Origin of the sequence: Asaia sp. BMEF1 (assembly GCF_051628905.1) — a bacterium.
Classification (GTDB): Bacteria; Pseudomonadota; Alphaproteobacteria; order Acetobacterales; family Acetobacteraceae; genus Asaia.
In genome coordinates this window covers 1698870-1722500 of the sequence record NZ_CP157575.1, presented here as the reverse complement: position 1 = coordinate 1722500, position 23631 = coordinate 1698870, and the positions used below count along the sequence as shown (strand labels likewise).

18 protein-coding genes, 2 tRNA genes and 2 rRNA genes (1 of these 22 cut by a window edge) are annotated in these 23631 nt (G+C 55.6%); 15 read left to right on the top strand and 7 right to left on the bottom strand.

The window, feature by feature from the left end; genetic code table 11:
- The 4 genes from ABHV46_RS07435 to ABHV46_RS07420 all read left to right on the top strand — a co-directional run.
- Positions 1-2632 (top strand): 23S ribosomal RNA (locus ABHV46_RS07435) (it extends 108 nt beyond the left edge of the window).
- Positions 2633-2748: 116 nt separating this feature from the next.
- Positions 2749-2863 (top strand): 5S ribosomal RNA (gene rrf / locus ABHV46_RS07430).
- Positions 2864-2898: 35 nt separating this feature from the next.
- Positions 2899-2975 (top strand) — tRNA-Met (locus tag ABHV46_RS07425).
- A gap of 576 nt (positions 2976-3551) precedes the next feature.
- Positions 3552-4265 carry an alpha/beta fold hydrolase gene (locus ABHV46_RS07420; protein WP_438384163.1) on the top strand — a complete coding sequence of 238 codons (714 nt, stop codon included), beginning with the start codon at positions 3552-3554 and terminating at the stop codon, positions 4263-4265.
- Positions 4266-4307: 42 nt separating this feature from the next.
- Here ABHV46_RS07420 and putA read toward each other — a convergent pair whose 3' ends face one another.
- Entirely contained in the window at positions 4308-7877 is a 3570-nt protein-coding gene (putA, locus tag ABHV46_RS07415; protein WP_438384160.1) for a bifunctional proline dehydrogenase/L-glutamate gamma-semialdehyde dehydrogenase PutA, read from the bottom strand.
- A 134-nt stretch (positions 7878-8011) separates the two neighbouring features.
- On the opposite strand from putA, the gene ABHV46_RS07410 reads away from it, so the two are divergent.
- From ABHV46_RS07410 to ABHV46_RS07360, 11 genes are all read left to right on the top strand, one after another.
- Positions 8012-8470, top strand: coding sequence for an Lrp/AsnC ligand binding domain-containing protein (locus tag ABHV46_RS07410; protein WP_035774686.1), 459 nt, complete (start codon positions 8012-8014; stop codon positions 8468-8470).
- Positions 8471-8556: 86 nt separating this feature from the next.
- The gene (locus tag ABHV46_RS07405) at positions 8557-8937 is read left to right on the top strand and encodes a helix-turn-helix domain-containing protein (protein ID WP_438384155.1); all 381 of its coding nucleotides are present in this window, start codon (positions 8557-8559) and stop codon (positions 8935-8937) included.
- 219 nt (positions 8938-9156) lie between these two features.
- A complete protein-coding gene (locus ABHV46_RS07400) occupies positions 9157-9354 on the top strand; it encodes a hypothetical protein (protein WP_438384153.1) in 198 nt (65 codons plus the stop codon).
- A 161-nt stretch (positions 9355-9515) separates the two neighbouring features.
- Positions 9516-9815, top strand: coding sequence for a putative quinol monooxygenase (locus tag ABHV46_RS07395; protein ID WP_438384151.1), 300 nt, complete (start codon positions 9516-9518; stop codon positions 9813-9815).
- A gap of 223 nt (positions 9816-10038) precedes the next feature.
- Positions 10039-10194, top strand: coding sequence for a hypothetical protein (locus tag ABHV46_RS07390; protein ID WP_438384149.1), 156 nt, complete (start codon positions 10039-10041; stop codon positions 10192-10194).
- Positions 10195-10408: 214 nt separating this feature from the next.
- Positions 10409-11263 (top strand): HEAT repeat domain-containing protein, encoded by an 855-nt coding sequence (locus tag ABHV46_RS07385; protein WP_438384147.1) that lies wholly within the window; start codon positions 10409-10411, stop codon positions 11261-11263.
- A gap of 9 nt (positions 11264-11272) precedes the next feature.
- The gene (locus tag ABHV46_RS07380; protein WP_438384145.1) at positions 11273-12166 is read left to right on the top strand and encodes a hypothetical protein; all 894 of its coding nucleotides are present in this window, start codon (positions 11273-11275) and stop codon (positions 12164-12166) included.
- A gap of 1 nt (position 12167) precedes the next feature.
- Positions 12168-12875, top strand: a complete 708-nt coding sequence (locus ABHV46_RS07375) for an ABC transporter ATP-binding protein (protein WP_438384142.1) — start codon at positions 12168-12170, stop codon at positions 12873-12875.
- 932 nt (positions 12876-13807) lie between these two features.
- Positions 13808-14497 carry an IS6 family transposase gene (locus ABHV46_RS07370; protein WP_438384139.1) on the top strand — a complete coding sequence of 230 codons (690 nt, stop codon included), beginning with the start codon at positions 13808-13810 and terminating at the stop codon, positions 14495-14497.
- Positions 14498-14621: 124 nt separating this feature from the next.
- Positions 14622-16043 carry a YcjX family protein gene (locus ABHV46_RS07365; RefSeq protein ID WP_438384137.1) on the top strand — a complete coding sequence of 474 codons (1422 nt, stop codon included), beginning with the start codon at positions 14622-14624 and terminating at the stop codon, positions 16041-16043.
- Entirely contained in the window at positions 16040-16906 is an 867-nt protein-coding gene (locus tag ABHV46_RS07360; RefSeq protein WP_438384134.1) for a DUF697 domain-containing protein, read from the top strand. Before ABHV46_RS07365 ends, ABHV46_RS07360 begins: the two co-directional genes overlap by 4 nt.
- An 8-nt stretch (positions 16907-16914) precedes the next feature.
- Here the strand turns inward: ABHV46_RS07360 and ABHV46_RS07355 are convergent, their stop codons facing one another.
- The 6 genes from ABHV46_RS07355 to ssb form a co-directional block, all read right to left on the bottom strand.
- On the bottom strand, positions 16915-18429 hold the full coding sequence (locus ABHV46_RS07355; protein ID WP_438384132.1) for a hypothetical protein: 1515 nt from the start codon (positions 18427-18429) through the stop codon (positions 16915-16917).
- 370 nt (positions 18430-18799) lie between these two features.
- Positions 18800-18875 (bottom strand) — tRNA-Lys (locus ABHV46_RS07350).
- Positions 18876-18974: 99 nt separating this feature from the next.
- Positions 18975-19448, bottom strand: a complete 474-nt coding sequence (locus tag ABHV46_RS07345) for a peptidylprolyl isomerase (RefSeq protein ID WP_336946428.1) — start codon at positions 19446-19448, stop codon at positions 18975-18977.
- 46 nt (positions 19449-19494) lie between these two features.
- Positions 19495-20022 carry a pantetheine-phosphate adenylyltransferase gene (gene coaD, locus ABHV46_RS07340; protein ID WP_438384130.1) on the bottom strand — a complete coding sequence of 176 codons (528 nt, stop codon included), beginning with the start codon at positions 20020-20022 and terminating at the stop codon, positions 19495-19497.
- Complete coding sequence (gene gyrA / locus ABHV46_RS07335; RefSeq protein WP_438384303.1) at positions 20006-22810, bottom strand: DNA gyrase subunit A; 2805 nt, start codon at positions 22808-22810, stop codon at positions 20006-20008. The genes coaD and gyrA overlap by 17 nt, the downstream gene beginning before the upstream one ends.
- 118 nt (positions 22811-22928) lie before the next feature.
- Positions 22929-23474: a single-stranded DNA-binding protein gene (gene ssb, locus ABHV46_RS07330; protein WP_336946425.1), complete on the bottom strand. Its 546-nt coding sequence runs from the start codon at positions 23472-23474 to the stop codon at positions 22929-22931.
- Between the last annotated feature and the right edge of the window lie 157 nt (positions 23475-23631).

The window sequence follows — 23631 nt, the reverse complement described above, 5'->3', positions numbered from 1 at the left end:
GATATCTGAATGGGGAAACCCACCTAGCGATAGGTATCATGCCCTGAATACATAGGGGTATGAGGCGAACCCGGGGAACTGAAACATCTCAGTACCTGGAGGAAAAGACATCAACAGAGATTCCGCTAGTAGTGGCGAGCGAACGCGGAACAGGCCAGTAATCATTGTGAAAGAAGCAGAACGGTCTGGAAAGTCCGGCGATAATGGGTGATAGCCCCGTATGCGTAGTGTTCATGATGGTTCTCGAGTAGGGCGGGGCACGTGAAACCCTGTCTGAACATGGGGGGACCACCCTCCAAGCCTAAATACTCCCTGATGACCGATAGTGAACAAGTACCGTGAGGGAAAGGTGAAAAGCACCCCGATGAGGGGAGTGAAAGAGACCTGAAACCGGATGCCTACAAGCAGTCGGAGCCTCTTATGGGGTGACGGCGTACCTTTTGTATAATGGGTCAGCGAGTTTCTGTTTGCAGCGAGCTTAAGCCGGTAGGTGTAGGCGTAGCGAAAGCGAGTCTGAATAGGGCGAATGAGTTGCTGGCAGAAGACCCGAAACCGAGTGATCTAGCATGGCCAGGCTGAAGGTGCGGTAACACGCACTGGAGGGCCGAACCCACGCCTGTTGAAAAAGTCGGGGATGAGCTGTGGCTAGGGGTGAAAGGCCAATCAAACTCGGAGATAGCTGGTTCTCCGCGAAATCTATTGAGGTAGATCGTCACGTATTGCCCTCGGGGGTAGAGCACTGGATGGGCTAGGGGGACCCAAAGTCTTACCAAACCTAACCAAACTCCGAATACCGAGGAGTATGAGCGTGGCAGACAGACAGTGGGTGCTAAGGTCCATTGTCGAGAGGGAAACAGCCCAGACCACCAGCTAAGGCCCCCAAATCGTGGCTAAGTGGGAAAGGATGTGGGGATTCCAAAACAACCAGGAGGTTGGCTTAGAAGCAGCCATCCTTTAAAGAAAGCGTAATAGCTCACTGGTCTAATAGAAACCCTGCGCCGAAAATGTAACGGGGCTCAAGCCACGTGCCGAAGCTGTGGGTGCATATCTTTGATATGCGCGGTAGCGGAGCGTTCCGTAGGTCTGCGAAGGAGACGGGGTGACCCTCTCTGGAGATATCGGAAGTGCGAATGCTGACATGAGTAGCGACAAACAGTGCGAGAAACACTGTCGCCGAAAGTCCAAGGGTTCCTGCGCAAGGTTAATCCACGCAGGGTGAGCCGGCCCCTAAGGCGAGGGCGAAAGCCGTAGTCGATGGGAACCAGTTGAATATTACTGGGCCTGCCAGAAGTGACGAATGCGATATGTTGTCTGGTCTTATTGGATTGACCAGGCTTTTGGAGCATTCCAGGAAATAGCTCTGGCGTATAGACCGTACCCGAAACCGACACAGGTGGACTGGTAGAGAATACCAAGGCGCTTGAGAGAACGATGCTGAAGGAACTAGGCAAATTACTTGTGTAACTTCGGGATAAGCAAGACCCGTTTCTGGGCAACCAGATGCGGGTGGCACAGACCAGGGGGTAGCGACTGTTTAGTAAAAACACAGGGCTGTGCGAAGTCGAGAGACGACGTATACGGCCTGACGCCTGCCCGGTGCCGGAAGGTTAAGAGGAGATGTGCAAGCATTGAATTGAAGCCCCGGTAAACGGCGGCCGTAACTATAACGGTCCTAAGGTAGCGAAATTCCTTGTCGGGTAAGTTCCGACCTGCACGAATGGCGTAACGACTTCCCCACTGTCTCCAGCATCGACTCAGCGAAATTGAATTCCCCGTGAAGATGCGGGGTACCCGCGGTCAGACGGAAAGACCCTATGAACCTTTACTGCAGCTTTGCAGTGGCATCAGAGACATCCTGTGTAGGATAGGTGGGAGGCTATGAAACCGAGGCGCCAGCTTCGGTGGAGCCGTCCTTGAAATACCACCCTGAATTTTTCTGATGTCTAACCGAGACCAGTCTAGCCTGGTCCGGGACCCTGCATGGTGGGCAGTTTGACTGGGGCGGTCGCCTCCCAAAGTGTAACGGAGGCGCGCGATGGTGGGCTCAGGTCGGTCGGAAACCGACTGTCGAGTGCAATGGCATAAGCCCGCCTGACTGTGAGAGTGACAGCTCGAACAGAGACGAAAGTCGGCCATAGTGATCCGGTGGTCCCACGTGGACGGGCCATCGCTCAACGGATAAAAGGTACTCTAGGGATAACAGGCTGATCTCCCCCAAGAGTCCACATCGACGGGGAGGTTTGGCACCTCGATGTCGGCTCATCACATCCTGGGGCTGGAGCAGGTCCCAAGGGTTCGGCTGTTCGCCGATTAAAGTGGTACGTGAGCTGGGTTTAGAACGTCGTGAGACAGTTCGGTCCCTATCTGCCGTGGGTGTATGAGACTTGAGAGGATTTGTCCCTAGTACGAGAGGACCGGGATGAACATACCTCTGGTGTACCGGTTGTCGCGCCAGCGGCACAGCCGGGTAGCTAAGTATGGACGGGATAACCGCTGAAAGCATCTAAGCGGGAAACCCACCTCAAAACTAGGTCTCACAGGGCCGTGAAAGACCATCACGTCAATAGGCCGGGTGTGGAAGCGTGGTAACACGTGAAGCTAACCGGTCCTAATCGCCCATATCGCTCACACAACGCTCTGCAAGACAGAGCATACACATGCATAGCAATCATCCACGCAAAACATACTCATCATACAAACACACCAACCTCCCACACCGACACACCAGAGGTCGGGTGGATCAGAAGACCTGGTGGCTATGGCGGGAGACTTCCACCCGATCCCATCCCGAACTCGGACGTGAAACGCCCCAGCGCCTATGATACTGCATCTTAAGATGCGGAAAAGTCGGTCGCCGCCAGGTCCCCTGATCCACCCCACACACAACACCCCACCCAACGCGGGGTGGAGCAGCCCGGTAGCTCGTCAGGCTCATAACCTGAAGGCCGCAGGTTCAAATCCTGCCCCCGCAACCATATCCAAAAAATTCCCATTCAACGTCTCAGCGTCAGCGCTAGAGACGTCCTTTTGCGTTCCGGGATCCCCCTCAGCACTCAATACAGGCAGGACTGGGGGTCAGCGCAATCTACACGCGTCACTGGATATCCAAGCCAGACTTGATCAACCAGATCGCATCAGTCAAACAGCCAGCGCACCCCTCCGGATAAACACCGCGCTCTAAAGCATCCAGCCTCCAAAATAGCTCAGAGGGCGCATGGCTGAAAATTAGAACGTCATCTCACGATTATCAGCCACCATTGTTGACCCTCCAGGGCTTAGTCTCGAAGAACAACGGCCAACCCTATACGCGCCGTAACGATGCCACCTTACAGAACGCGTCAATCAGGCAGACAATGCGCGCTCTCAACACAAACACCGCACATCACAACAGTGCCACGAGAGAACGCGCCCCTTGTTTGTGAGCATTATGTAATGAGATAATAGGCGCTTCAGGTCCGCGGGGAGTTTTTGTCTTGCTGCGTCGTGAAGTTCTGACTGCACTACCTGTGGCGACCGCGCTCGGGGGTGCTTCTATTGTGCAGAGGGCGCCGATGCGATCATCTATCGTGCTGGTTCACGGTCTGAATGGTGGCGGTTGGGTCTGGCATTACGTCGCGCCGCTTCTGACCGCGCAGGGATTCGAGGTCATTACGCCAACCTTAACGGGTACGGGCGATCGGGCCCATCTGCTGTCGCGCGAGATCACGCTCGAGACCCATATCGAAGACATTATCGCGACCATCAAGATGCGCGATCTTCAGAACGTGCTTCTTGTCGGGCATTCCTATGGGGGGCTAGTCGCGACCTGTGTGGCCGATCGGTTCGGCTCACGCATACGCCGTCTGCTTTATCTCGATGCGCTTATTGCTCTGGATGGAAAGACGGGTTTCGATATTCTGCCACCGGCCATGGCGCAGACCCGACGGGAGCGTGTGCGGGTTAATGGGGCGGATGTTGCGTTTCCGGTTCCGCCCAGTGCGGCTATCACCTTTCCCGATCCGGTACGCAAGGCGTGGTTCGTCGCGCATTTGCGACCGCATCCTGTTGGCACCTATGAGACGCCTGTGCGTTTGAGCAGGCCAGCCGGGACAGGGTTGCCGGTGACCTATATCGCTTATGAAAACCCGGCTCTGGCTTCGATCGAACCGAGCCGTGCCTATGCCCGGGCGCAGAAGGGATGGGATTATCGCTCGGAGGCTTTGCCGCATGATGCCGAGGTCGTTTACCCCGAGCGAGTGGCGTCATTTATAGCGGAACTGGCGTAAAAGCCCGACCGGAGAGAGTGAGTCTCAGATCGGCGGCTTTCTTCAGACCTTGGCCATGAGCGCAGCGTTGCCACCTGCAGCGGTCGTGTTCGTGCTACACGCATATTCCAGAACGAGAAATTCGAGCGGGTAAAGTCCGGCTTCATCCGGAACGTGGAGGGCGACGATCTGTCCTTCGCGTGCCGCCAGTTCTGCGCCGAGTGACGTGCGGAAACTCTGGTCTCCATTTGTCAGGGCGACATCGATGATGTCTACGCTTTCGGCTTCTACAAGACGATCGCCGAGGCCGGGGGGACGTTCCGGCAGAGTGGCGAGAAGCGCGCGTGGTATGGCGCAGCGATTGCCGGTAGCGATTGCTGTAAGGATCTGGTTACAGAGATCCTCTCTCGTCGGGCCAGCGCAGAGGACCGTGCCTCGTGGTGACAGTGTGTAGAGATTGGTTTCGCCCACGGGGCCGGTAAGCGAAAGCGACGTGCCGAGGGGCGTGTTGTCGCAGGTAATGGCCGTTACCTCGGGCAGAGCAGTTGCGACCCAGTCGGCGAAGAGCGTTGAGAGGGGTGCTGTCCGATGGGAGAGTGCGGCCTCCAGCGGCGCCTTGCGGCTGAGCAGGCGCCGGAGATAGAGGGGGCCGCCTGCCTTGGGGCCTGTACCCGACAGACCATGACCGCCGAAGGGCTGCACACCGACAACGGCGCCTACGAGATTTCGGTTGATATAGACATTCCCCGCATGGCTCTGGGCTTTGAGGGTCTCGATCGTTTCGTCGATGCGGGAATGGATACCGAAAGTCAGGGCATAACCTGTGGCGTTGATGGCCTTCATGACGTCGGTAACGGCGTCACGCTTGTATCGTAGAACATGCAGGACGGGGCCGAAGACTTCTTTCCTGAGGTCGGAAACCGAGCTTATCTCGATCAGGGTCGGCGGAAAAAAGGTGCCGTTTGCCGCCTCGGGAGCCAGCATGGTCTGGAACACGCGATGCCCCTGACCGGCCAGTGTATCGACATGCGCCAGCATCATCTCCCTCGCTTCCGCAGTGATGACCGGGCCTACATCGGTATCCGGGCGCTCTGGCGTGCCGGTGCGCAGTTCCTTCATTGCGCCCTTGAGCATGGTTATAACGCGGTCGGCACTGTCTTCCTGCACGCAGAGAAGACGTAGGGCGCTGCATCGCTGACCGGCGCTGTCGAAAGCCGAGGCCAGAACATCGGTGACGACCTGCTCTGTCAGGGCGGAGCTGTCGACGATCAGGGCATTTTGACCGCCGGTTTCGGCGATAAACGGCACCGGGGTGCCGTCGCTGTTGAGGCGACCGGCGAGTTGCTTCTGGATAAGGCGCGCCACATCCGTCGAGCCGGTGAACAGCACGGCGGTGATGCGCGCATCGCCAACGAGCTGCGCTCCTGCTTTGCCATCGCCGGGGACAAGCTGGACGACATGCTGCGGGATGCCCGCTATGTGCAGCAGACGCACGGCTTCGCGCGCGATCAGTGGGGTTTCCTCAGCCGGTTTGGCCAGCACTGTGTTGCCGGCTGCGAGTGCCGCAGAGACCTGACCGAGGAAAATGGCGAGAGGAAAATTCCAGGGGCTGATGCAGGTGGCCGGCCCGAGCGCACGGGCGGCCGTGCCCTGCTCGCGGATGCGTACGGCATAATAGCGCAGGAAATCCACCGCCTCGCGGATTTCAGCCACGGCATTGGCCAGCGTCTTGCCAGCCTCGCGAATGATCAGCGCCATAAGCTGTGCCGTTTCGGCTTCAAGCGCGTCGGCTGTTTTTTCGAGCAGGAGCGCGCGCTGATCGGGCGTCGTGTGCGACCATTCCGGGAACGCGTCTTCAGCGCGGGCAATGGCGGTATCAATCTCCTGAGGTGAGAGAAAGCGGATATGGCCGACGATATCGCTCGTATCGGCCGGATTGGTGACGCACTCGCCCTCCGCGTCTTCTGGAGCAGGAAAGGAGGTGAGGAACGTGTCTGCGAGATGACGCAGGGTGTTCTCGTCGCTGAGATCCAGACCCACCGAATTGCGCCGTTCGGGTGCGTAGAGTTCGGGGGGGAGGGGAATGGCGTAGCTGGGAGCCTCGTTCTGGGCGAGGGTGACCGGATCGGTAATCAGCTCATCGACCGAGATCGACTCGTCCTGAATGCGGTTGATGAAGGAAGAGTTGGCACCGTTTTCGAGCAGACGTCGCACGAGATAGGCCAGAAGCGTTTCATGGGTACCAACAGGGGCGTAGATGCGTACCGGACGGTCGAGCTTTTTCGGACCGACGACTTCGTTATAGAGCCCTTCGCCCATGCCATGCAGGCATTGGAACTCGTAACGCTCAGTAGAGAATTCGGGACCGGCATAGGCGTAGATGCTGGCCAGAGTCTGGGCGTTATGGGTGGCGAATTGCGGAAAGATCGCATCGGGTGCGTCGAGCAGCTTCTTCGCGCAGGCGATATAGGCGATGTCTGTGTGGAGCTTGCGCGTATAGACCGGAAAATCGCTTTGACCGTCTGTCTGCGCGCGTTTGATCTCGCTGTCCCAATAGGCGCCTTTGACCAGTCGGACCATGATTCGGTGCTGACTGCGGTGGGCGAGATCGATGATCCAGTCCAGTACGAACGGCGCGCGCTTCTGATAGGCCTGAACGACGAACCCTATGCCTTTCCAGTCTTTCAGCGCCTCGTCGAAGCAAAGAGCCTCCAGCAGATCGAGGGAAAGTTCGAGACGGTCGGCTTCTTCGGCGTCTATGTTGAAGCCGATATCATAGGCGCAGGCCAGACGCGCGAGCTCGGTGACGCGTGGCAGTAATTCGGTCATGACGTGTTCGCGTTGCAGCCGCGTATAGCGCGGATGCAGGGCGGAGAGCTTGATGGAAATTCCGGGCCCTCGATAGACGCCCTGTTTGTTGGCAGCCTTGCCAATGGCGTGAATGGCCTTTTCGTAATCCCGATAATAGCGCGAGGCGTCATCAGCCGTCATCGCGGCTTCGCCAAGCATGTCGTAGGAGTAGCGGAAGCCTTTTTCCTCGAGCTTGCGACCGTTCTTGAGCGCTTCGTCGATGGTCTGGCCCGTGACGAATTGCTCGCCCATCAGGCGCATTGCCATATCGACGCCGCGCCGGATGACGGGCTCGCCACAACGCTTCATCAGGGTGTCGAGCACCTTTGGCAGACGCTTTGTCTCGGTGGTGGAGAGGAAACCGCCGGAGACGATGAGACCCCATGTGGCCGCGTTGACGAAAAGCGATGTTCCCTTGCTGATATGGCCATGCCAGTTGCCGCTCGCGATCTTGTCCCGGATCAGGGCATCGCGTGTGGCGGTGTCGGGGATGCGGAGCAGTGCCTCGGCGAGGCACATGAGGGCGACCCCTTCCTGTGAGGAAAGGTCGTATTCCTGAATCAGCCCCTGCACGAGCCCGGGCGTGCCTTTGCGGCGCAGCGCCTCGACCAGTTGCCGGGCTGTTTCATGGGCCTGCCGACCCTGATCGGGGGTAAGAACGGCCTGTTCTGAAAGCAGGGCGACGCGCTCTGTCTCTGCTGCACGAGTATTGTCCGTAATCGCCTGGCGCAGGGCGGAGCGTTCGGGGACGAGCGAGCGAAAGGCAGAGAAAGGAGCGTTCATGCAAGCCTGTATCGTTATGGGTTATTTATGATCCCTTAAGGATCATATAACCAAATGAGCTATGGAATAATATCGCCTCAGCCTTATATAATTTCGCCTATCAGCGTTTTGGTGAACTATATTCGGAGTGGGTTATGGTGCTCGACGAGATCGACCGCAGGATTCTCAGGGTTTTGCAGAAAGACGGCCGTGTGACGAATGTCGAGTTGTCCCGGCAGGTCAATCTGAGCCCTGCGGCCACTCTGGAACGCGTCCGCAAGCTGGAGCAATCGGACGTCATCAAAAGCTATATGGCGCGTCTCGATCCTGAGACTCTCAATCTGGGTCTGCTTGTCTTTGTGCAGGTGACGCTTGACCGAACCAGCGCGGATATTTTTGAGCAATTTGCCAAAGCTGTGCAGGCGATCCCGCAGGTAAGCGAGTGCTACATGGTTGCCGGAGGCTTCGACTATCTGATCAAGGCGCGTGTACGAGATATGAACGCTTATCGCGCATTTTTAGGGAAAACCCTCACGCGGTTGCCGGGGGTGCGCCAGACGCACACTTATACCGTCATGGAAGAAGTGAAGGCAGATCTCGAATTGCCAATTTAAAAGTGTGTCACACGAACATAATCATCCACAAGCGTTTTGTTTGTGAGGCACACTCAATTCGAAGTTGGTTGCGCTAAAATGTGGTCATGTTCGATAGAAAAATCATGGCGCAGCGATTGCAGGCAGTTCGCCTGCGCAAATCCGCTGAACTGGGAACCAGATTAACCCAGGCGGATGTAGCTGCGGCAGCGGACGTCTCACGATCACACGTCGCCAATGCCGAGGGTGGCAAAACAGGGATCAGCGTCGAAGCAGCCTTCAAGCTCGCCGAATTCTACGGTGTTTCTCTCGACTATCTTACTGGCCTCTCGCTCTCCGTAGTCGATAGCACCCGTGATCTCGCTGGAGACACTGATGAAAGATCGCTTCTTTGCATGTGGCGGGCCATGAACGCAGGACAGAGAGTTGCCATGTTCACCATCGCCGAGGAACTGGCTGAAAAAACGAGCTCATCTAAAGCCGGCTGATTAAGTTGGTTCGAGACAATTTCAGTTGCGGTATTTAGTGGCACTTTGGTGGGGTGGGCATTCCCGAAGCCCAGAAAAAGGACTTCTGAAGATAGGTGCGCCTGCCTAAGCAGCGATAAAGTCTTCAGCAGCAATTTAAGTTTGTATCACAAACATAGTGCTTGCATCCAATCCGTTTGTCTGACAAACATATATCCTGTATCAGACAGGAGCTGCAGCATGACTGACAGCGATATGAGTGCGCTTATCGCGCTCTTTTTTCTGGCTTTCTTCTTACTCTGCCTTCTGGTCGAAGGGGCACGACATTATCTGCGTTGCCGCGACCTGCGCGCTCAGATCCGTATTCTCGACAGCATAAGGACGTCCGATGCGCCGTGTCGACCGATCGAGAGCGTTAAGAACGCTCATGAGGAATGAAGAATCTCGGAACGTCAGGGGAGGCGATTTGAGGGTGCCGTCAGCGTTTCGTACCTAAAGCGGCGAGTTGGTCGGCACTTCGCGATGCAGTCCTCGGGCGTGACGGCGCCGTTGAGCGACCGTGTTCTTCCCACGACAGAGCGGTTCCGATACGGTTCGATATGCTCCTTATTCTAGGCACCATTCGCTTACCGGCCGCAAACCTAGATGCGGCTCGTCCCATCATGAGGCGTATGGCTGAGGTCAGCCGGTGTGAGGATGGTTGTGCTGAATACTGTTACGCCGAGGACGTGTTCGATCCCGGTCTGATCCACGTCAAGGAATTGTGGAGAGATAAAGCCGCGCTCGACCGCCATTTCCTGTCCGTGCATCTTTCCGAGTGGCGGGCCGCCTGGCCTGAGCTTGAGATCAAAGATCGAAACTTGTGCGTTTATGAAGTCGGGCACCCGCGGGCGACTTGATGCGTTCCTCAGACTGTATGTCTGCCGCAATTAATGTGACATCACCACTCACCCTGATCCTACAGACACTTTGTCAACGCGGCCTTGGCCCAAGCCTCACCTTAACGTTTCGTAACGTTATAATTTCGTTATTGACTCAAATGTAACTGATATTCCTAAACTTATTCGGATCTAGAACGATCCGACTTGGAAAAGACCTATCAAACTTAAGGAGGATAGAATCATGAGCGACAAGAAGGTGCATAACGAATTTTCTGAGGTCTCAGTTAATAGCCTGAGCGACTTGGAGGATGATGTAATGATGTGTGGAGCTTCTGACGCAGTGGGTGGGTTCCCTTGCGGAGCCATTGCAGGCGTCATTTTCGTTCTCGCAGAATAATAAATTAGCTGGAGTATATCAAAATGGAATATAATGAGATGGATATTTCTGATCTTGACGATCATGTTCTTATGACAGGAGCGTCGGACGCAGTGGGTGGAGCCCCATGCGGCGCAGCCATTGTAGCAATCTGGCTTCTCGCAGAGTAAACAGCAATTCTCTATTATAATGGGCTATTCATTAATAGCCCATTATAATAGATTTGGAGGTGGTCATGGATATACACCCTAGAAATGATTATGAGAATCAAATGTATAGTCTCATAATACCTGAGTTATGGGATTTGATCGGGAAATGCCACTCAAAAATAAAAGAAGAAAATTTTTTCCAATGTGAAAGCGAATTGCAGGCAATTTATAGAAATAATCTTATTTCAGAACAAATAAATAAGTTTATGATTTTCTATCTTGAGGATCAAAAGAAAAGGCTTGGAATATTCACTGGTGATACACTAATAATTTTTTCTTCTCAAGAATTTTCTATAACGGTCACGAAGATAAATTCTCCCCCCGAGTTTCTTTATCTGCACCCAGCCCATATTATCGGAACGCCGCTTTGCGGTAGCGAAGTATTCATTTCTAAGTATGAAACAACTTCACAGGTCAATATAGACGAGTATGACAGAGAAGCAACCCTTCGTCTCTCAGAAGAAAGACTATTTTTGGGCGGAGATATATTTACAAGAAACGGTCTTTCCGAGTCTATAGACTATAGAAATAATAAAGATGACGATAAATGTTATATTTTGAGAATAACAACAAAATCCCTCAAGGCCTTAGAATGGTCTTTTGATCGTACAACCTTACGCCCATGGTCCTCAATGGCGGTCAGTCCAATAAGTAGCCAGTTATGTAGCTTGATGGATGCCGTGGGAGCATTCAAAAATACGGACTCGCTTTCTGCTCTAACAGAGCTTTCTAAGCATAGAGACCATTTCGTGAGGTGGAAGGCACTTCAGAACATCGGAAAAATCGATAATACGCAAGCAAAAAAAATACTAAATACTTTTTTGCATGATGAACACTCGCACATACGACATGCGGCAAGCCGAGAGCTGTCTAAAACCTAGGAGAGATGAATGTCCGTAACTTTAGAAGATTACAATCTTTCTTCCGATACGATCGAATTGCCTGAGCTTGTCGATTATGCGACGAAAGACTGTGACGTGTTCGATTTCTCGTCTCTTTGCAGCCTAGCTGAGCCTCTTCGGAAACTTTCCAGAAATAGAAATTTCCTAATTGAGTCATATAATAACGATTTGAAGCGGTATGCCTCCGGAACGAGTCTGAATACATATACTCCACAGTCTATGATCCTATATAGCTGCGAAAATTTCATAATTCGAGCCAATATCTGGATTCCATTGAGAGGATCGACGAAAAGGAAGAGTTTGGAAGAGAGGCTATTCTCATATCACTCAGCACACGACCATAATTTTGATTTCATTACTGTTGGATATTTTGGTTCGGGTTATAGAACTGAAATTTATAACAGGGATGTTGAAAAAAGCTTTGGTATTCCAGGCAAAAAAGCCTTTCTGGAATTCCAAGAAGACACAACACTACCAGCTCATAAGGTAATGGCATTTAGAGCAAAGACAGACGTGCACACGCAATTTCCCCCCGAAGATCTTTCTATTTCTCTAAATATTCTTCCCTTTAATAAGAAGCATCTTTCAGAGCAACAATTGTTTTATAATATACACGACGATACAATAGATCATTTCGCAGACGACAATAATAATAAGAGAGCTAACCTGATAAGAATGGCTGGTTTTTTAGGAAATGATAACAGTATCGATATATTAGATAATTTGTCAAAAAAACATACATGCGCCAGGACTCGAGCCGAAGCATTTTCTTCTCTATCAAGACTAAGACCAGAATTTAGCGACATTATTGCAGATGAGGTTAAATCAGATATCTCCAAGAAAACCGCTGAATACTTCGATCACATAACCAAGCTGGCTTAATATGTCTATAATAGTCGATAGCGTTTCTCACAGATACAAGATAGATGCACCCAACACGTATGTGTTGAAAAACATAAACATTGAGATTGGCGGTAGCCGCACAATCTCGCTGTTGGGTCCAAACGGCGCCGGTAAAAGCACGTTCCTGAAGATAATATGCGGTCTTTTGAAGCCGACGTCTGGCGTCTCTACCGTTGATGGTATCTGCCCTCTCAAATCGCATCATGCTCGGCGTAAAATCAGTGTCGCCCTTGAGGGCGACAAGACGTTTTACAAGACTATGTCGGGTTATGAGAATCTGAAGTATTTTGGAAGCATAAATCACAATATCAAAATGGAACTAAAAGAAAAAATATTAAGTACTTCTGAGTCTCTCGATATCACATCATTCCTTTACAAGAAGATGAATCAAATGTCTCGTGGTCAGCGCCAGAGAGTTTCCCTCGCGCTATGTCTCTTGAACAATCCCCAATATCTCATTCTTGATGAACCTACCTTAGGATTAGATCCTTTAGAAGTGGAACGGCTCTCCGGCTACGTTCGATCGCTGTCAAAGATGAATGTCACTACTGTGATAGCATCCCACGACCTTGATTTCGTTCAACAGGTCTCGGATGATATCTTTTTATTACATAAAGGTACTCTTCAACAAGTTGAGGAACGAGATAAGGAGCATCTTCTTACTACGTATAAGTCAATGGTAGGGTAATAAAATGATACTTAGAGCTGAACTTTTCAGATATTATACCATTCTCAAGATTGAGAAATACAATTTTTTGTTTGGAATAATATTAACTGTCGTTATGTTTTTTGCGTATCAGGCCATAATAAAATTTATGCCTCATAGCTCCATAAGCATAAAAAATTCTGTGTCTTCTTTTGTTGTATGGACAACCATATCTAATGGGCTTTTATACTCAGCATTAGAATTTGATCGCGACGTCAAAAACGGCGTGGCTGAGCGGATATTTATGGCTTCAGAAAATATCCGAAGCATATTTCTAGCGCGATCACTAATAGGTATGATCCATGGAATTCTATTTTCTTCTTTATTGTATGTGCTCTTACTAGTCCTAGTTAGAGGGCAATACGTCAACATTATTGATATAATCGTGACAATGATATTATCACTTATCACTGGATTTGCTCTTGGCCTAATAGGCGCGAGTATATCGTTCCGCATTCAGCCATCGGCTATTGTCCTTATACCACTTCAGTTCGCTCTATTAATCGCCATGTCAGCTGGAAGCATTGTTAACTATCCCGATTTAAAAAACGTATTTTTAGTTTCTATCCCTGGTTTTGCCCTTATGAGTTCTGTAGACTGCAACTATTATTTTGCAATTGCGAATATATTTATATATTCCACATTGGGTATATTATTATTTTCGAGATGTGAAAGCTCAGCGCGTAGAATAGGAATGAATTTTTAGAATTGACTCATCTTTATTATTCGCGAATAGGCTCACTATCAGCAGGTATTTGACCCGCTATTTTGAGCCATAAGCGGTCGCCCGGTGATCCCGGCCAGACGCGGCAGACGCACCCCGCCAGTCATGACCGACACGCTGGAGCATAATCCGATCAGGTGATGTCACGTTAACTGCGGCATGTTAGACGCTGGTGATCAGAGCGTCATGCGTGAGCTACAAACGGCACCGTTTCCCGTTTGAGCTGATTGCTCATGCTGAGTGGCTCTACTTTTGCTTTCTCTTGAGCTTTCGTCTTGTCGAAGAAATGCTGCTCGAGCGGGGCATTGTCGTCTCGTATGAGACCATCCGTCGATGGAGCTTGAAGTTCGGCACAGCCTACGCTCGCTCCCTGCGTCGTAAGTCGGCAAAACCGAATGATGTCTGGCACCTGGACGATGTACGGATTGTGATCCGCTGCAAGCCTCACTGGCTGTGGCGTGCAGTGGATCAGGACGGTTCTATTCTCGACGAGATCCTCCAGACACGGCGGAATGCAAAAGCCGCAAGGCGTCTCCTGACGCGGCTGCTGAAACAGCAGGGGCTGCGCCCCGTTCGCATGATCACCGACAGACTGAAATCCTACGGGGCAGCGAGGCGCAAACTTAGTCTCTCGATCCGGTATCTCTCGCACAAGGGTCTGAACGACCGGGCGGAGAGCAGTCATCTGCCGTTGCAAAAACGCGAGCGCATGATGCAGAAGTTCCGTTCACCGGGCGGGTGTCAGCGTTTCGTCTCCGCCTTCTCAGCCATCCGAAATCTCTTTGTCCCGCCCGCCTCCATTACCACCGCTCTTTCTCGGCACCTCCATCGTGTCCAGGCTCTCGCCCAATGGAACAGCGCGACCGTTCTCAGCGCCTGAATGTCCCTTCCGAGGGCTTCATCTATCTCATACCACTTAACGTGACATCACCCTGCCGCTTGCCATGCTCGGCCTACAGCCACACACTAGACCGACGATTAACGGCTTTCCGGGGAGTATAGGTATGGCGAGCGATCTACCCCACGACCCTGCACTCCCCGCGTCGACTGCTGGAGAGGCCCCGCAAAGCTGGTTTGATCTGCCAGGACAGTTGAGCGAGCTGAAACGTAACCCTCTGGATTGGTGGCGTCCGCGCACGGTGCGGATCGGTGTCACGGGCCTTGCCCGAGCGGGGAAGACGGTGCTGCTGACGGCATTGGCAGCGACAGTACTGACACCGGGTGTTCTCGGCGGTCGGATCAGGCGTGCGCGTCTGGCGGAAGCAGGGGCAAGCTCGCTGCCGCGTTTTCCGTTCGCTGCGAATATTGCTGCTCTTGCGGCGGACCCGCCACGCTGGCCCGATCGTACCGATGCGACCGCCTTGCTTGCGCTCGATCTGGAAGTAGGTCGGCCCGGCTTGCCCGCACGAAAAATCAGGCTGGAATTTCTCGATTATCCCGGGGAATGGCTGCTCGATCTGCCGATGCTGACCCAGAATTTCGACGTCTGGTCGCGGGCCATACTGACACGTTTGCGCGCAGGTCCTGACACAGATGCGGTGCGAGCGTTTCTCCAGTTCGTCGATGCTCTGCCGGTTTCGATCGAGGCATCCGACGCGCTGGCGCAAAGCGGTCATGATTTATTTGTTCGCGCGTTGACGAGCCTTCGGATCGAACACGGTCTTTCGTGGTTGCAACCCGGACGGTTTCTGATGCCCGGCCCCGGCCCACAGCCGCCATGGATGGCGTTTTTCCCAATGGATCGCCGCGCCGGGTTATGCAGCTTGCTCGAGCAGCGTTGCGAGGCCTATCGCGCATCGGTGCGTACGGGGCTTGTGGCGCCGTTATTCGGTCAGATCGACCGTCTGGTGGTTCTGGCGGACCTCCTTGGGGCGCTGCATAAGGGGAGTGAGGCTTTTGACGATGCCCGCAACGCCTTGTCCGCTGCCGCCTCGTCCTTGCGGTGGCAAGGCTCCTGGCTTCAGACCATCGGTGCTCTGGCCCAAGGCCGTCTGCCGTCACGCACGATCCGGCGTGTGGCTTATGTCGCCAGCAAGGCCGATCATGTTTCCGAACGGCAGCGCGGGAATCTCCGGCGCTTGATGGATGTGCTGACTCGTACCGAAACAGATCAGCCGACATTGGTGGGGAACGCCCAGCGGTCAGTTTTTGCGGTGGCCGCTGCACGGTGTACAGAGGATTTTGTCTGGTCACTGGACGGTCACCCCGTTTCGGCCGTGCGCGGACGGCGGTTGGGCGATGACAGCATGACGCGCTCCTATCCGGGGGAGGTGCCGGACACGCCGCCGGATCAGGCCTTCTGGACGCATCCTTTTCTGGCATTGCCGACTTTCGAACCGGCACGGATACGCTCCGATGGAAAGGGAGGTATCCCGAATATCGGTCTCGATGCCCTGCTGGGGTTTCTGCTGGAGGACCTGCTGTGACCGACCACAAACAGCTGATACAGCCGCGCATCGAAAAAGAGGCGGATTATGCGCCTCGTCTCGATCTAGAGCCGCCACCGCAGCTCATGCCGGTTCGTCGGTCGCTCGGTCTGCGAACGTCGACGTTGGTGTTGTCGGGCTTTGTGGTCCTGGCGCTGGGGTTTGCCGGACTTGCAACGGGGAACTTCGTCGCGGCCGAGTTTGCACGTGCCGTATGGCTAGGCTGGTTGACCCTGGGAATTGCGGTTTGCGGGTTTGGGCTGGTTCTGACAGGTATCGGGCGCGAATTGGTTGGGCTTGCGCGATTGCGCGCCGTGGACGCGATGCGCCGTGATCTGGTCTCGGACGATGCGGCCACCCGGATTCATGCTGCGCGACGCTGGCTTGCCAAAGTCGATAATGGAGAGGCGCTTCGTCCGGCACTCGATGCGTTGAACGATCCTGATGCGGTGCTGTCTCTGTTGCGAACGGGGGTGGAAAACAGGCTCCGGGCGCAGGTCGATGCGTTCAGCAGGAGGGCGGCCATCCAGGTCGTGGCAGGCATGGCGGCAACACCGGCGCCTGCGCTCGTCGTCGTTTTGATCACATGGCGCGCAGTACGTCTGATCCGGCAGATTGCAACACTTTACGGGGTACGGCCGGGCTTGTTGGCGACGCTGGGCCTCCTAAGGCGGACCGCTTTGTCGGCTACGGCCACGGCGGTCACCGAGGCTGCGGTCAATACGGCGGCCCATGCGGTTCTGAGCAGCCCGCTTCTGACGCATCTTGCCGGTGATATGGCGGGAGGCGCCGTGGCCGCACGGCGTCTGATCGTACTCGGCCGGGCCACCGGGGTTGCGTGTTCGCCCTTACCGCCGGAGTGAGAGCGCCGTCAGTCTAGGCAGGCGACACCAGCACGGAGGTCGAAGGCGAGCGTTCGACCTTCGAGGGCGGACATCGTCAGGGTTGGGAGCTGATCGGGTTTGCCGATCCTGTAGCGGATCGCGCCATGAGCAAGATGGCCATCGATGTCAAGCGTTGCGATGCGCGCGACGCCCTCTTCCTGCTCAGTTCCCGACGCAGTTTCGATTTTCTGCTGTTTTCTCGATCCGGAGAGAGAGTGGGGCAGTTGGGCCACATCGATGACAAGGGGCTCTGGATAATTTTCCCCGGTGTTCATGATCGCCATGCTGCGCTTTCCTTCATACGTGACCGGTAATAGCAAGCCAGCCTTGAATCCCGAGATGCTGGAGAGCTGAGACGTGTGTCGGCGACATGTGAACGGGACGTCGGGTCCAAAGGTCATTTCATGTTCATTCATGACGACACGTCGCAGAATGCCGAGTGTCTGGAGCCCGATCACAGCAAAATTGCTCTGGATTACCATCATCATCTGGTTGCGGAACGTGGTGTGTCCCAGCGTCAGACTCGGGACACGGATAATTTCGAATATTTTGGGTGGCCTCGTGCTGGGGCCATATTCAGTAAAGGTGCCTATCTGTGGCCAATGATGCTGGCGCTGGAGGGAGGCGGGGACGGCGCCCAGCACTGTTCCGGTATTGATGATTGCAGGGGAGACACTCCCGTCGATATCGATTTTCGTGGCGGCCGTTGTCATGGTGGAATCATCGATGATGGTCGCGAAAGGATTGAACGATACGTGATCGAGGCGGGGGCCTTTTGCCGTGAGGGGAGGTAATGCGTCGGGAAGAGCTGTTAGCCGGAGTTGCTCCACGTCGCTGAAGCGCAGGCTGGGCTTCTCATAATGAGCCCGGATGGGAGCGAAGAGCTTCTGCTCAAGATAGGTTCTTGCGTTAGCCCAGACGGGCGGATTTCCTTCGAGGAGAAAATTTCCCGAAAGCAGAGTCATCAGCATAAAGTTGAAGGGATTGACGCTGTGAGCTGGGTTGCTCCACGGTTGCGCTGCCTGTAACGCCTCGCGAATAATGCGAGTGGAGCGTTCGATGTCCCCCTGCGTTCTTGCGATCGCAGCGTCGCATAAAGCGAGGCGCATAATGCTGAAAGCCGGTTCAGGGCCGGGGTTCTGCTCAAGAGCCTTTCTGATCGTGAGTAATTTTCCCGTATCACCGGCCAACATGGCGTCAAGTACGCCATGACTGTCACTGACAGAAAGGGCCGGCTGGCCCTCTGTGTCGACGGTGAGGAGATCGAATTCAAAGAAATGGACCGGGTTCGACCCGCTGTCTGCATGAGCGGAGGGCGCGATGATCGGAGTGCCAGCGACAATCGCGAGGTTGAAGAAGGCGAGCAGGCCGAGACGCTTCGGTGTGAGTTTGCTTCGTGAGTTGGGAAGCCGATCAGGGATCTGGTGGAGAAAGCTTTTACACGACCGTGTCATGGTGTTGCTCTTTGTAAATGGCGTCGGGATAAATCGAGAGAGTAACAAGCAGCGTGTTTTCGACCGGATCTACGGGAAAAAATAGCGCGTCGCGAATTGGCCTGTGAAGACGCGCAACATGAGGGCGAAAGTGATTGCGTTACTGTCTGGATAATTTCGTATTAGACCACGCATCGTGGCTCACTGGTATGAGAACACCAGAGATATCTGGTCCGGTCACCAAATATTGTTGAAGCCCTCTACCTGATAGTCTTGCGATCATGTGTTGAAAATCGAAGACACTGAGTTTCGATGCAAGCTACTTGGGGGGATATGCTTGCGCCGCAGTCTTAAGAATGAGGCAGTATTGAGCCGACTTCGCATGTCGAACGCAGATCATACACAAGCGAAGCGTATCGGTTCGATTTTTTATGGGGGGTGGTGAACCGGGTGGGACTCGAACCCACGACCATTCGATTAAAAGTCGAATGCTCTACCGGCTGAGCTACCGGTTCACATGAGGCGTCTGGCTACAATATGAGCCAGACGCCGTCAACCGACTGAATCGGGTCCAGTCGGTTTTCATGCGGCTTTTGAGGCCGCGGCGCCTGAGATCAGGCTTCGAGACGCATGGAGATGATCGTGTCGGGGTCTTTCACCATGCCCGAAGAACCGGCGCCGCGCTTGATCTGGTCGATATGTTCCATGCCGGACACGACCTGGCCTGCGATGGTGTACTGGCCATCGAGCGAGGGGGTGGGCTGGAACATGATGAAGAACTGGCTGTTGGCCGAGTTCGGGTTCATCGTGCGGGCCATGCCCAGCGTACCGCGCTCGAACTTCGCTTCACGCGTGAATTCTGCCTTCAGATCGGGCAGGTCGCTGCCGCCCGAGCCGGTACCGGTCGGGTCGCCGCCCTGTGCCATGAAGCCTTCGATGACGCGATGGAACTTCACACCGTCATAGAAGCCCTGCTCGGAAAGCGTGCTCAGGCGTTCGGCAGCAAGCGGCGCGATATCGGGGCGGAGCTCGATCACGACGTCACCGGTCTTGAGCTTCATGACGAGGCGGTTATTGGTCTCGGACATTGATCTTATCCTTGTGTTTGCTCGGGGCCTGAAAAGGCCACGCGGCCTATGTCGGCTTCTCTTGCGCGTTGGGCAAGAGACGTCGGGCGATATTCTCGGGCACATAGGGGGTTATATCGCCCCGATAGGCCAGAAGCTCGCGCACGAGGCTTGACGCAATGAGACGATGCTCCTCGCGCGCGGTGAGAAACAGGGTTTCAAGCTCAGGGGCGAGGCGGCGATTAATGGCTGCCATCGGCATCTCGCTGGTCAGATCGGATTCCGAGCGCAGGCCGCGGATGATGAACCGCGCGCCCTCCGACCGGGCCGCATCGACCATCAGCGTTTCGAACGGAGCGACGCTCACCTGGGTGAGGCCCTCATTGGCAAAAGTCTCGGCGATAGCCGCGCATCGTTCGTCTATGGGAAGCTGGGGGGCCTTACCGGGATTGAGCGCTACCCCGATCACGAGACGGTCTACGAGAGACAGCGCGCGACGCGCGATATCGAGATGGCCCAGCGTGAACGGGTCGAACGTGCCGGGATAGAACCCGACCCGCGACCCGTTCGGGAGACGATCAGTTTGCGCTGTCATCCGGTGCGGCTTCGTTCGGCGCTGCATCATCTGGCGTCGTGGCTTCCGATGCGGTCGCATTCTGTGCGGACGTGGCAGCGGCGTCCGATTCCTCCAGCGAGGTTTCGGCGTCGTCTGCCTCTGTGCCTTCGGATTCTGCGACAGGGAAGATGCTGGTGACGCGTTCCTCCGCGCCCACGCGGAACAGGGTGACGCCGCTGGCCTGACGGGCCATGACGCGTACCTGCGACACCGGCACACGAATAAGACGACCGACATCGGTCACCATCATGACATCCGTGCCATCGATCGTAGGCAGGGTGGCGACCACCTCGCGACCGCGCTTGGGGTTGGTCAGGGTCATATTGGCGATGCCCTGACCGCCGCGGCCGCTGACACGATATTCATAGGCTGAAGAGCGGCGCCCAAAACCGGCATCGGTGACGGTCAGCAGGATCTCTTCCTGAGAGGCAAGCTCGTCGAAACGCTCCTGCGTCAGGTCGCCCGCGTCGATGGCCTCATCGGCATCGTCGGAAGCGATTTCCTCGATTTCCTCCTCCGTGCCTGCGGCATTGGCAGCCGCTTCGGCACGGCGTTTCGCGTTGGCGGCGCGGAGATAGGCGGAACGCTCTTCGACGCTCGCATCCACATGGTTCAGCACGCAGAGCGAATTGACTTCGTCGCCCGTGGCGAGGCGGATGCCGCGCACACCGGAGCTGTCGCGTCCAGCGAAGACGCGCAGCGTGTCTTCGGTGATCTGGAAGCGGATCGAACGGGCCTTGCGCGTGGCCAGGAAGACGTCCTGACCTTCGCGGCAGGTGGCGACACCCACGAGGCTGTCGCCTTCATCGAGCTTCATGGCGATCAGGCCGGAGGCGCGAATGTTCTTGAAGTCGCTGAGGCGGTTGCGTCGGACATTGCCGCTCGCCGTTGCGAAGACGAGGTGCAGATCTTCCCACTGCTCCTCTTCCTGCGGCAATGCGAGGATGGCTGTGATCGAATCCGTGCCCAGATCGGGCAGGAGATTGACCAGGGCGCGGCCCTTGGCAGTGGGAGAGGCCTCCGGCAGGCGCCAGACCTTCTCGCGATAGGCCTTGCCGCCTGAGGAGAAGAACATGACCCATTGATGGGTATGGGCATTGAAGCTGTTGACGATGACATCGTCACCACGGCGCCCCGAGGCGGTGCGACCGCGACCGCCGCGATTCTGGGCGCGGAAGATTTCGAGCGGTGTGCGCTTGATGAAGCCGTCACGCGTGATGGTGACAACCATCTGGCCGGGTTCGATCAGGCTTTCATCGGACTGGTCGCCGAGCGCGTCCGAGATCTCGGTCATGCGTGGCGTGGCGATTTCGGCACGGGCCAGCAGCAACTCGTGACGCATGACTTCCATGCGGCGGATATGGCTGCCGATAATGTCGAGGAGGTCGTTGATCTTGACGGCGACCTCGCTGAGTTCGCCCTGGATCTTGTCACGCTCAAGGCCGGTCAGGCGTTGCAGGCGGAGTTCGAGAATGCCGCGTGCCTGAACTTCGGTCAGATGCACCTTGCCATCGATGATGACATTGCCCTCGTCATGGATCAGCTCGATGAGCGGCTGCACATCGGCGGCGTTCCAGGCGCGGGCCATGAGCGATTCACGCGCGGTGGCGGCATCGGGGGCGCTACGGATGAGGGCAATGACCTCATCGATATTCGCGACGGCAATGACCAGACCGACCAGCAGATGACCGCGATCGCGTACCTTGTTGAGGTCGAAACGCGAACGGCGAAGGATCACGTCTTCGCGGAAGCGAATGAAGGCTTCCAGCACGTCCTTGAGCCCCATGGTGCGGGGCTTGCCGTCGTCGAGTGCGAGGCAGTTGACGCTGAATGAGGTCTGGAGCTGGGTGAAGCGATAGAGCTGGTTCAGCACCACCTCGGGGGTCGCGTCGCGCTTGAGCTCGATCACGATACGCATACCTGAGCGATCGCTTTCGTCGCGGATATCGGAGATGCCTTCGATTTCCTTTGCGCGGACGAGATCGGCAATCTTTTCCTGCAGCGTCGCCTTGTTCACCTGATAGGGAATTTCGGTGACGACGATAGCCTGACGGTCCTTGCGGATATCCTCGATCTCGGCGCGCGCGCGCATCGGGACCGAGCCACGGCCTGTCTCGAAAGCCTGCCGGATGCCACGACGGCCCATGATGATGCCGCCGGTCGGGAAATCGGGGCCGGGGATGATCTTCATCAGATCGTCGAGCGTGGCCTCGGGGTTCTCGATCAGGGCGAGGGTCGCGTCGATGACCTCGCCGGGGTTATGGGTCGGGATATTGGTGGCCATGCCGACGGCGATGCCGGAGGCACCATTGACCAGCAGATTGGGGAAGGTGGCGGGCAGAACCTTGGGTTCGTTCTCGCTCTCATCGTAGTTCGGCTGGAAATCGACCGTATCGCGGTCGATATCGTCGAGCAGGAACGAAGCCGATTTGGCCAGACGCGCTTCGGTATAACGCATGGCAGCCGGGCTATCGCCATCGACCGAGCCGAAATTGCCCTGACCGTCGATGAGACGAACGCGCATCGACCAGGACTGCGCCATACGCACCATGGCGTCATAGATCGAGCTGTCGCCATGAGGATGATATTTACCCATGACGTCACCGACCGCACGGGCCGATTTGCGATAGGGCTTGTCAGCTGTAAAGCCGCTTTCGCGCATGGCGTAGAGAATGCGGCGATGGACCGGTTTGAGACCGTCACGCACATCCGGCAGCGCACGCGACACAATGACCGACATGGCATAGGCGAGATAGGAGGAGCGCATTTCCTCCTCGATAGTCACCGGGATCTGGTCAGTCGGGGCGGCAGGCGGCGTCAGGTCGGTCAAGGCAGGTCCGTCTTGTTGTCTTTGAGGTCAGGGCGGGAAGGTCGGGCTTGCGCGATCAGAACGGGATTTCGTCGTCCAGATCGCCGCCCGGCGCATCCCAGCCACCGCCGGCATTGCCGCCATTATTGCGCGCGGGCTGCTGGGTCATGCCGCCACCGTTGCTGCGGGAGGGGGCGTTGCCGCCGCCATAGGAACGCGAGGGGCCGCTTTCATAGCCGCCGCCCATACCGCCACCGGACTCGCCATCGCGGTTGTTGTCGAGCAGGGTAAGCTCGCCACGGAAGCGGTCGAGAACGATTTCGGTCGTATAGCGCTCCTGACCCGACTGGTCGGTCCATTTGCGCGTCTGAAGCTGGCCTTCGAGATAGACCTTGCGGCCCTTGCGCAGGAAACGCTCGGCAACATCGGCGAGACGCTCGTTGAAAATCACCACGCGATGCCATTCGGTACGCTCTTTGCGCTCGCCCGAGGCGCGGTCGTTCCAGCTTTCGGAGGTGGCAACGGTCAGGTTGACGATCTTGGAGCCAGACTGGGCATTCCGTGTTTCCGGGTCGCGACCCAGATTACCCACGATAATGACCTTGTTCACACTTCCTGCCATGGCGACCGACCCTACATCCTGAAAATATAGTCCATCCTAGCCCAGCAGAGCGCCGCAGTCACGCCCGTGACGGAACGTCGCTCGACTTTAATCCTGCAGGCGGCAATCCTACATGGGTCTCGATACGTTCTCGTTCTCCGACCCCCCTTTCGTTTCT

What these genes read in the sequence shown, in the direction of transcription:
- ABHV46_RS07395 (WP_438384151.1), top strand. Translation starts at nt 9,516, where the DNA reads ATGCTCCTTATTCTAGGCACCATTCGCTTACCGGCCGCAAACCTAGAT.
- ABHV46_RS07385 (WP_438384147.1), top strand. Translation starts at nt 10,409, where the DNA reads ATGGATATACACCCTAGAAATGATTATGAGAATCAAATGTATAGTCTC.
- ABHV46_RS07400 (WP_438384153.1), top strand. Translation starts at nt 9,157, where the DNA reads ATGACTGACAGCGATATGAGTGCGCTTATCGCGCTCTTTTTTCTGGCT.
- coaD (WP_438384130.1), bottom strand. Translation starts at nt 20,022, where the DNA reads ATGACAGCGCAAACTGATCGTCTCCCGAACGGGTCGCGGGTCGGGTTC.
- ABHV46_RS07420 (WP_438384163.1), top strand. Translation starts at nt 3,552, where the DNA reads ATGCGATCATCTATCGTGCTGGTTCACGGTCTGAATGGTGGCGGTTGG.
- ABHV46_RS07405 (WP_438384155.1), top strand. Translation starts at nt 8,557, where the DNA reads ATGTTCGATAGAAAAATCATGGCGCAGCGATTGCAGGCAGTTCGCCTG.
- ABHV46_RS07345 (WP_336946428.1), bottom strand. Translation starts at nt 19,448, where the DNA reads ATGTCCGAGACCAATAACCGCCTCGTCATGAAGCTCAAGACCGGTGAC.
- ABHV46_RS07365 (WP_438384137.1), top strand. Translation starts at nt 14,622, where the DNA reads ATGGCGAGCGATCTACCCCACGACCCTGCACTCCCCGCGTCGACTGCT.
- putA (WP_438384160.1), bottom strand. Translation starts at nt 7,877, where the DNA reads ATGAACGCTCCTTTCTCTGCCTTTCGCTCGCTCGTCCCCGAACGCTCC.
- gyrA (WP_438384303.1), bottom strand. Translation starts at nt 22,810, where the DNA reads ATGCGCTCCTCCTATCTCGCCTATGCCATGTCGGTCATTGTGTCGCGT.
- ABHV46_RS07390 (WP_438384149.1), top strand. Translation starts at nt 10,039, where the DNA reads ATGAGCGACAAGAAGGTGCATAACGAATTTTCTGAGGTCTCAGTTAAT.
- ssb (WP_336946425.1), bottom strand. Translation starts at nt 23,474, where the DNA reads ATGGCAGGAAGTGTGAACAAGGTCATTATCGTGGGTAATCTGGGTCGC.
- ABHV46_RS07375 (WP_438384142.1), top strand. Translation starts at nt 12,168, where the DNA reads ATGTCTATAATAGTCGATAGCGTTTCTCACAGATACAAGATAGATGCA.
- ABHV46_RS07380 (WP_438384145.1), top strand. Translation starts at nt 11,273, where the DNA reads ATGTCCGTAACTTTAGAAGATTACAATCTTTCTTCCGATACGATCGAA.
- ABHV46_RS07410 (WP_035774686.1), top strand. Translation starts at nt 8,012, where the DNA reads ATGGTGCTCGACGAGATCGACCGCAGGATTCTCAGGGTTTTGCAGAAA.